This window comes from Subtercola boreus (assembly GCF_003399625.1).
GTDB classification, from domain to species: Bacteria; Actinomycetota; Actinomycetes; order Actinomycetales; family Microbacteriaceae; genus Subtercola; species Subtercola boreus_C.
Map to the genome: position 1 here is coordinate 1 of NZ_NBXA01000054.1, position 7,596 is coordinate 7,596.

Below are 7,596 nucleotides of genomic sequence, written 5' to 3' on the forward strand. Positions count from 1 at the left end.
CGCCTCCCTGATCCTCACCAGCAACCTGCCCTTCGGGCGGTGGGGTGATGTCTTCGGTGACCCCACGATCGCTTCAGCGATGATCGACCGGGTCGTGCACCACGCCGACGTCCTCAGCCTCAAAGGCGCCAGCTACCGGCTCCGAGGACACAAAACCCTCACCACTACGACAAACTAAACACACCACGTGGCACCGTTTTCAATCGGCAACATTGGTACCGTTTTCGGTCGGCGTTAACAGCGGCTTTTTGAATCGCACCGCGGTGAACGGACCCTGGGCGGGACTTCTCGCGCAACGAAGGTTCGGGCCGTACGCTTGACTTGTTGAGGTCAGCGCTTTCCGTCGACGAAGACGAGGGGGCCGCGGTTCAGGTCCTCGGCGGTGAATGGGATGGGCGTGCGGTCCGGTTTTCCGACACGGATCGAATAGGTCGCTTGGCTGATTGCGACGTTCGCGAGACTGAACTCGAAAATGCAGGGGTCACCCATGGTTGGGTTTCGTATCTTGCTGTCGCTACTTCCGGTTCCTAGTTGGCTTGTCGCGATCACGCCACCCTGTGTATCCAGGAGTTCGACGGTGGCGCCTTGCGTTATATCTTCGTAACCGGGTTTTGCGACGCAGCTGAAATCACCGGTCATGTATCGATTCGCTCTTTTGTCAGCGTCGGCTTGCGTCGCGGGTGATTCTTGGACGATGGCGTATCCAGCGATGGTCCGCGACTTTGCCGTGCTGGACGTGACACTCGGTGCGGGGCCTGCCGTAGAGCAACCTGCCATCAATAGTGCGACGGAGATCGACGCACCAACTGCTAGGTGGCGAGGTGAGGGTTTCATGATTACTCCCAGGGCTCTGGGGTGACCCGTTGTTGATTTGCACGATCGGTGTCCCCCAGTCACCAACCCTCTCACGCGCAAGCCCAGCTGGGCAGTTCCGCGACCCGTAGGCCTGATGTCCCGTAGGGGTGGTCCGATGAAGAATTTCACTCGGGTGCGTCTAACGGGGCAGGATTCTGTACCTCTGAGGCCCGGAACGGCTTGCGGTCTAGTCGGGGATTGGTGGATACTCGCCGTCGGGATGGGGGAGGGTGCGCATCCACAGCATGGCCGCGTCGGCCCGCTCAAGCGCTGCCGCGGCTATCTCGACGGCGACCCTCGAGTCGTGCCAGTCAGTGTTCCGGCTGTCTTTAGCCATCACGATTCGGCCCTCGTTACCGAGCCGGCGAAGCCTCCGCAGCGACGCGCGGATCTCTTCGCGAATGGCGTCTGCACTCACGGGATCCGTCATGCGGTCACGCTCGATGTGGCCGATTGAACGTCGGCGCCGTCAGTCGCGGCTTGTTCGTACCTATATAAGGTAGCTCTGGACCAGCCGACGAGCCCGGCAGCATCAGCAGCCGTCTTGCCGGACTTCCGGGCACGGCGCACGATCTCGAGCTTTTCCGCGATCACCTTCGGATCGCTGACTGGTCTGCCGAACCGGGTGCCGGCAGCCTGGGCGACGGCGATGCCGGCGTTGACGCGTTCGACGATGAGTTCTCGTTCGTACTCCGCCAGAGTGGCGAGCATGCCGAGCATCATCCGTCCGGTTTTTGTCGATGGGTCGATGCCGTCCGACACGGACTGCACGTTGATGCCGGCCTGCTGCAGCGACTTCACTGTGTTCAGAACATCGATCAGTGATCGGCCGAGCCGGTCGATCCTCCAGACGACTACGGTGTCACCTTCGACGGCGTGCTCAAGGAGCCGGCTCATCGCTGGCCTGGTCGCGGCAACCTTTGTCCCGGAGGTGATATCGGAGAAGATATCGCGCTGCTGTACACCGATCTTGACGAGCGCGTCGATCTGCAGCTGAGCATCCTGTGCCGCGGTGCTGACTCGTGTGTACCCCAATAGCCTCATGGCGCCCATCCTGCCTCAAGAACTCCTAAATGGCGTCACGAGACACGCAAGACCATGAGATGAGTTTTCAAGACAAGAGGCAACCGCGGAATCCCGCGGTTCTTGCAGGCCGATCCGTGGGGGAGTGGGGTGCCTCATTAACCTTTAGCTTTCTGAGGCAGTTTCTTAACCCGCCGTGCCGCGATTTGTGCGGTGGCATTAGGAGACTGCATCGTGGATGAGTCCGTATGGGGGCATGTTCGGATTGCGGGTGAAGTTGACGACGACGTCGTTCGCGACGGTGGAAGGCGGTGAATTGTCCACGATGATGGCTTGGGCTCCAATGCCGTCCGTGGCCAGCCAGGTTTTTACATGAGCGTAGAAACGCTCGACGAGTTGCGCGTCAGCGAACTCCTCGTCATCGCCCGCGGAGTTATGGCCAAGATTTTTCTGCGGGCTGTCGATGATAAGAAGGCCTGGGGCATCTGCATCCTGTTCGAAGGCAATTTCCCAAAGAGCAAGGTTCCAGGCGAGCGCGATGATGACCATGCCGCCGCTAGAGGCCTCCGTATATGGAAGCCCGCGTACATACGGAACAAGGTTCCCATCAATATAGGGGTCGCGGAGCTTTGGATAACCGATGTCTTCCAAGATGCTGCCGAACCGGGAAGCCAGCTGTCGAAGGATCGCGTCTCTGTCTGGTCTGCCGCGCTTTCGTGCGCCTCGCAGCTGCTCGACGTCGTTTCGGAGAGCCACGACGCGTTGCTCCTCCTCATCGACACGAGCCCAAGAGCGAAGGCCGGTTGCCGATGCTTGGTGGAGAAGTCTTACTCCCGTGAGCTCCCCGGTCATCTGGTCTCGGAGAGCGAGCCATGGCGCCGGTGCCTGTGTGATGGCATCAACAGCCGCCGCCGCCTCGACGGCCGCAAGTTCGGCTTGCTCCGCCCGCCGCTCAAGGGTGTCTAGGTCCACTGTTAATCTTCCGATGTAATCGGCGAGGCTGCTCAGGCGTCCACGCACGGCGCGCAGTTCCGACCTGACCATGGGTGAAGAACCTGCCGATTCAACAAGGTCTACACCTGCGTCATCATCGTTTTTCTCCTCGGTGTGGAGCTCCACGGGGCTGTGGCACAGGCTGCAATGGCCACCGTCCATCGTGACTGGGGCAATGGTGTTGAAGCATGCCGGGCACACGGTAACTCGGAGAGGGTCGAAGAGGACTTCTGCATCGACCAAAAATGCAAGCTTCCGCTGGTCGTCCGCATACTGACCTCGAAGAGCGTCGAGGCGATCAAGAAGGCTTTTACGGTCGCGCACCCGGACCCGACTTTCAGTTGCGGTTGTCTGCGCATCCCGGAGTGCAACCCGAAGGCGTGCGGAGGAGGTTTGGCTACTTCGTTGGTCGGCGTCCAGAACGCGTAGCTGAGCGTTGAGTTCGGCGATGCGTAGGCTCGCATCGTCTACGTTGATCTGTAGCTGAGTGCGACCCTCCGGATAGTCGCGCTCAGCTATCTGCGCCATAGCGCTCAGGCGGCCCTCTGCAGTCCGCAAGCGTTCCGACGCGGCCCTCGCCTGCGCGGCCAGAATCGCGCCTTCGTTGTCGTGGACACCGAATATCACGTCAATGGTCTGGCGGTACTTTTGCGCCACCATATAGTTGCCGTGCTCGTACACCAGGTCTTTGTTGTCGAGGCGCTCGTTCCTGACGACGAACACCCGGAACAGGTCCCGAATGCTCATCATGGACGTGTTCGTATCTTCCTTGACGGATGAGTCAGGAAACAGGACCTCATCAAGATTCATGGAAGACAGAATCAGCTGGGACAGGCCGCTGGGATCGCTGGTAGGTTCAATTGCCACGCGGTTCTCGCCAACGGGGTCGAGAGTGTCGAGATGGCCGCTCCAGATGCTGGCGAACGACGATGCCTCGCCACCGATTGTCGCTCGTTCGATGACAATTGGCTCGTCGCCAAGGTCTAGCTCCAATAGTGCGGCGCGGACGTTTGAGCGGACCTCGTCGTGGCGTGGGACTCGATTGTCGCCAAGCGCGTAGAGGATGAAGTCGACGATGGTGGTCTTGCCTGTCTGAGACTGACCCGAAATGACAGATAGGGCGCGAAAACCGTCCTTGGCGTCGGCCGGCATGAACGACACTTCATAATCGGAACTTGTTGCGGACATCCCCGCCAGGCGGAGTCGTTTGATTCGAATGCCCACGGGTTATTCGTCCTTTTGTGCGGTTGTCTCGATGGCAATGGGTAGTTCGGCACCGCGAACGTCGTCGAGGAGGTCGAGAAGAAGCCAGGAATGTCCGATCCACTCCTCGACGGAGGTTTGAAGTCGCGTTAGAGACAACGAAGACAGCCGTCGAAGGACTATTCCTGCGGATACCCGGTAAGCGTCGGCGTAGGACGAGTACATACGTTGTTCACGATCCTGGCCGAGTTCAGTGATTTCGTACTCGGCGCCCTCGGAGCTCACAAGCCCGTAGGCGACGAGTTGCGCGAGGTCAAACTGGACGCGCTGTCGACGGGAAGCGAATCGAGGCCCGGTGCTGGCGTATGAGAGCTGCGTCTGGCTGAACCCGGCAACCTTGAGCGCGCGTGCGTCGGCGATGTCGATTCGCCGCTCGCCGGACACGACCACCCAGGGGCTGTCGGCGAAAAAGTCGTAAAACGCCAATCGGTCCACAGAAGCGAGTCGTCGTCCGTCGCGTTTTGCCACGGCGAAAAGAACAAGCATCCGGGCGCAGCGGAAGACACCGAGCTCTTCCGGGTTCACCGATTCGTTCAGGTCAGAGGCGGTTGTGGGTAGGTTGCTCATGAGATTGCTTCCTTGGTCGCCAGAAGTGCGACCTCCACGGGCTCTGTCAAAACCGAGGTTTCAGGCGGTGCAGGTGCAACAGGCTCGTCGACCGTCGTTTCAGTTACGGCCTTTTCCGAGGCGTGGGTCACTGCGACGTTCCGCCAATGAGTCACCCATCCGGCCGTGCCGCGCTCAACAAGATGATGCGCAGTACCCCGTTTATGCGAAGGGGCCAGTCGAAGTCCAACGGGGTCTGACAGCGCCACCGCATCTGCCATGACGGTTCGTACAAGGCCCTTCATTTGCCCATGCTCGTCCGCCAACGGAGCGGCCTCGTTGAACCGATCTTCCCACGCCGCATGGACGCTCTGCCGGATGGACGAGAAAGCAGCGAGTGCGCTGTGGGAGCCGCGAGCTTCTAGGTCGCGAAGGAGCGCATCAGTAGCGAAGTACTGACCACAAGCCGCGCTGACCTCAACGTGGCCGGCTTCTCGTAGCTGTCTGACGAACAGAGCCGCGTCGTACTCGGCGTCGTCTTCGAGTTCGGCGACTTCTTCTTCGGTCAGTGGCGAGCCGTTGACGGTCCAGGGGAAAAATTCCCGTCGCACGTGAGAAGCCTCTTCGCTGAGGAGTTGGGAGCAGAGTTCGTCGCCTTGCCAGATGGTGATGTCCACGGTGTGCGTCTTCATCTGCTTAGTGGCCCAGGTCTGGAAAGACTTTAACTGACCAGGCTCGAGGATGCTCGGGATGACGAGCGTCCACACATCAACCGTGAATTTCTCCTCGGCAGACTTCTTCATTGCACTGTTGAACGACGCGCGAACTTGCTTCATGCTCGAATCGCCCCATTCGAGAAAGAACTTCGATTGCCAGATGCGTGTCACTCCCCCTGCCAGGGAGCCGACAAACGTGTCTATTCCCCAGTCATTGTGGTTCTTGCTCGCGACAGTTGTAGCACCGGGATAGCGAGCTTTTACAAGGTACGTGACGAAGGTTTCAAATCGCGTTCGCGCCGCTGCTTCAGATCCTGCATCCGTCTGGAAGCGGGCGAACAGCATGTTGGCTTCAGGTATCACCAGGATGTCGGCCCCACCTGGTGCGCGGCGCGCCACCGTCCTACAAATGTCCGGCCCCCAAGCATGTTTTGAATCTACGGCATTGCCAGGCGGGACCACGGTGAATTTCGTTGCACTTCGGAGTGCAAGCCGGGCGTCTGCAGCACAATGCCTGAAAGTGTCGTTGAGATTCGTACCATCTGTGTTGTCTTGCTAAGTTCTCGGCATGGAGAGTGAGTTAGCTGAGAACTACCGTGTGCGGCTTCGATCTCTGCAATGGGCCGGTGCGCTTCTTAGAGAGCTGAGCCACTCGAAGGACGTTGATGCGGTGCTCGTTGCAGCAAATTGGGCTCTTGATTCTGTGTATGACTTGTCCGAGGGCTATTGGATGCTTTCGGGCCTAGAGAACCTTTCAGTCTCGGAGCAGGACGATCACCTAGCTGACCGATCACCAACGGCCGGCGAAAAGCTAGGGGGTCTCCTGGTGGCCAGAGGAAAGAAGACGCATCACCTGACGCGAGTTAGTGAGCTCAGCCCATGGCACGATTTACCTTATAGCTTCGCGAATCTAACGGATTGGGTTTGGTCTCGAGCTGCATGGCCTGACAATGATCGGCTCGGACGTAGAACGCGGTGGTACAGCGAACACGTCACAGGCAGGCCGCTGTGGCTGGCCATCGACGAAGCCGAGTACTGGTTTATGGTCCACAGCCCCGTCGTCATTCCTCCTCAAGACGCACGAACCATAGAAGGATGGGTCGCCGGGCTTGTGCCAAAATTCGAGACCGAAGAGTGAAGCCCAAGTGACTATGAAGAAGTTTTTTATGCCGCTTCGGGTAACGTGTTTCCGCGCTGCTGCGAGGCAGACGAACAGAACGCCTACCTGAGCACGGCCTCTACAAGTTTTCGAGCATTCTTCGACAACGGCGGGATGATGCCCAGCATTGCGGCCAGCACCACGACCGTCTCCAGGATTAGAAGTGCGAACCTGTGAAGCGAAAAGAATCGTCGCTTGCGAAGAAATGCAGCAATGCCCGCAAGTAGAAGACGGGTTCGGCGGGCATACTTCGGGTGCAGACAGAGCCCGGCCGCAGCGACGCACCAGACGAGCCACAGCAGACAAACCCAAGGGCCTACTGTGACGAGAATAGAGGGGATGACCGGAACGAACTCGGTCAGGATGCTCAAAGCTTCCATGAAGCGTCTCCACAAAGCACCTGCCCGAGCAGTGCTTCGATACGACGTTCATGACGTTCTGGATCGGTGTGGTCACCAGCCTGGCGACCAGAGCATTTGGTGAAACCCCTTAGGGTCTCGACGGCTCACCACTGAGTATCCGCTTTTGTGGGCACCGCTTTTGATGCGGGTGAGCACCGTTGTTCAGGTGTCTGGTTTGCGTTGTTCAGCACCATGATCGGTGTGGTTGAGCACCACCTGTGAAGCTCCTCCCATCATGTGATGGCCACGTGGTGGGAGGAGTACCGGTAATGGTACGGAAGATCAAAGCGAAGCTCGTGTTGCAGCTGCGTAATCAGGGCTTGTCGCGACGCGCGATCGAGTCGGCTCAGGGGATTTCGCGGCATAGCATCCAGGCTGTGCTCGACGCGGCGGAGCGGCTGGGGTTGGGATGGGATGACGTCGCGGAGTTGTCGGAGGTGGAGACGTATTCGACACTGTTTCCCGGCCGCGGAGTTCGGGAGAGTGTCTTCGCAAAACCGGACTGGCCGCGGGTGGCTATGTCAAGTTGTTTCACTACCAGGGTGACGGCCTGATTCACTACCACCTCGGGTCTGTTGGGTTTGGTGTTGTTGGGTGTGGGCGAGGCGGTAGGAGCGCGTTCCGGTCTCAATGATGGTGC

9 protein-coding genes are annotated in these 7,596 nt (G+C 59.2%); 2 read left to right on the forward strand and 7 right to left on the reverse strand.

What is annotated here, in order from left to right; translation table 11 throughout:
• The coding region (locus tag B7R21_RS18995; protein ID WP_172592291.1) for an ATP-binding protein at positions 1-178 on the forward strand (178 nt) is incomplete at its 5' end.
• 152 nt (positions 179-330) lie between these two features.
• Here B7R21_RS18995 and B7R21_RS19860 read toward each other — a convergent pair.
• The 6 genes from B7R21_RS19860 to B7R21_RS19020 all read right to left on the reverse strand — a co-directional run bounded on the left by B7R21_RS19860 (position 331) and on the right by B7R21_RS19020 (position 5,795).
• Complete coding sequence (locus tag B7R21_RS19860) at positions 331-639, reverse strand: hypothetical protein (RefSeq protein WP_147305980.1); 309 nt, start codon at positions 637-639, stop codon at positions 331-333.
• A 403-nt stretch (positions 640-1,042) separates the two neighbouring features.
• The gene (locus tag B7R21_RS19000; RefSeq protein WP_116284827.1) at positions 1,043-1,285 is read right to left on the reverse strand and encodes a hypothetical protein; all 243 of its coding nucleotides are present in this window, start codon (positions 1,283-1,285) and stop codon (positions 1,043-1,045) included.
• On the reverse strand, positions 1,282-1,899 hold the full coding sequence (locus B7R21_RS19005) for a recombinase family protein (RefSeq protein WP_116284828.1): 618 nt from the start codon (positions 1,897-1,899) through the stop codon (positions 1,282-1,284). The genes B7R21_RS19000 and B7R21_RS19005 overlap by 4 nt, the downstream gene beginning before the upstream one ends.
• 198 nt (positions 1,900-2,097) lie before the next feature.
• The gene (locus B7R21_RS19010) at positions 2,098-4,095 is read right to left on the reverse strand and encodes an ATP-binding protein (RefSeq protein ID WP_147305981.1); all 1,998 of its coding nucleotides are present in this window, start codon (positions 4,093-4,095) and stop codon (positions 2,098-2,100) included.
• 3 nt (positions 4,096-4,098) lie between these two features.
• A complete protein-coding gene (locus tag B7R21_RS19015; protein WP_116284830.1) occupies positions 4,099-4,701 on the reverse strand; it encodes an ABC-three component system middle component 2 in 603 nt (200 codons plus the stop codon).
• Positions 4,698-5,795 carry a hypothetical protein gene (locus B7R21_RS19020; RefSeq protein ID WP_147305982.1) on the reverse strand — a complete coding sequence of 366 codons (1,098 nt, stop codon included), beginning with the start codon at positions 5,793-5,795 and terminating at the stop codon, positions 4,698-4,700. Before B7R21_RS19020 ends, B7R21_RS19015 begins: the two co-directional genes overlap by 4 nt.
• A 169-nt stretch (positions 5,796-5,964) precedes the next feature.
• On the opposite strand from B7R21_RS19020, the gene B7R21_RS19865 reads away from it, so the two are divergent.
• Complete coding sequence (locus B7R21_RS19865; protein WP_147305983.1) at positions 5,965-6,534, forward strand: hypothetical protein; 570 nt, start codon at positions 5,965-5,967, stop codon at positions 6,532-6,534.
• A gap of 83 nt (positions 6,535-6,617) precedes the next feature.
• Here the strand turns inward: B7R21_RS19865 and B7R21_RS19025 are convergent, their stop codons facing one another.
• Positions 6,618-6,935, reverse strand: a complete 318-nt coding sequence (locus tag B7R21_RS19025) for a hypothetical protein (RefSeq protein WP_116284832.1) — start codon at positions 6,933-6,935, stop codon at positions 6,618-6,620.
• Positions 6,936-7,596: the final 661 nt, after the last annotated feature.

Excerpts from the sequence above, each read along its gene's own strand:
- B7R21_RS19865 (WP_147305983.1), top strand. The coding sequence starts at position 5,965 with ATGGAGAGTGAGTTAGCTGAGAACTACCGTGTGCGGCTTCGATCTCTG.
- B7R21_RS19860 (WP_147305980.1), bottom strand. The coding sequence starts at position 639 with ATGACCGGTGATTTCAGCTGCGTCGCAAAACCCGGTTACGAAGATATA.
- B7R21_RS19005 (WP_116284828.1), bottom strand. The coding sequence starts at position 1,899 with ATGAGGCTATTGGGGTACACACGAGTCAGCACCGCGGCACAGGATGCT.
- B7R21_RS19015 (WP_116284830.1), bottom strand. The coding sequence starts at position 4,701 with ATGAGCAACCTACCCACAACCGCCTCTGACCTGAACGAATCGGTGAAC.
- B7R21_RS19000 (WP_116284827.1), bottom strand. The coding sequence starts at position 1,285 with ATGACGGATCCCGTGAGTGCAGACGCCATTCGCGAAGAGATCCGCGCG.
- B7R21_RS19025 (WP_116284832.1), bottom strand. The coding sequence starts at position 6,935 with ATGGAAGCTTTGAGCATCCTGACCGAGTTCGTTCCGGTCATCCCCTCT.